A 633-nucleotide genomic window follows, 5' to 3' on the forward strand; every position below is an offset into this window, starting at 1 on the left:
CCAACGCGGCCGATCTGGCCTCCAATACGCCGATTGCCGATCCAACGGCCTTCCCGAGCGGCACGGCCACGCTGTATGCGGTGGTCTCCAACCTGGGCACGGACGTGACGCCTGACCCGGCGCCATGCCGCAGCGATGCCGTAACGGTGGAAGTTACCGTGGAGGCACTCGTGACTCCTTTGATCACCGGGGAGACGACGATCTGTATCGACAACGGTTCGGGAGCGGCCACGCCGATTACCCTGACGGCTTCCCCTGCGGGTGCCTATACCTACCAGTGGTTCCTCGATGGCGTGGACACGGGCCTTACCGGACAGAGCATACAGGTGGACCTTGCCGGCGAGTACACGGTGGTGCTGACCTCCACCAGCGCCTCTGCCTGCGTCTCGGGACCTTCACAGGCTTTTGAGGTGGTGGAATCAAGCCAGCCGTTCAACCTTAGCTATACCGTAAGCGGTGCCTTCCAGGACAACCAATCGATCCAGGTCAGCGTGGAGGGTGTCAACCCTGATGCCTTCGAGTACAGCCTTGACGGCGGGCCATGGCTTGCCAACGGCGGTCTCTTTACCAATGTAGGCCCGGGCGAGCATACCGTTGCCGTGCGCAGTGCCTGCGGTGAGGCCTCGATCGTGG

1 pseudogene is annotated in these 633 nt (G+C 62.9%); it reads left to right on the forward strand.

Annotation, left to right across the window (positions count from 1 at the left end):
- Window positions 1–633 (forward strand): annotated as a pseudogene (locus HC229_RS16540) (hypothetical protein); the annotation flags it as partial.

This window comes from Flavobacterium selenitireducens, from assembly GCF_014748335.1.
Lineage (GTDB): Bacteria > Bacteroidota > Bacteroidia > Flavobacteriales > Flavobacteriaceae > Flavobacterium > Flavobacterium selenitireducens.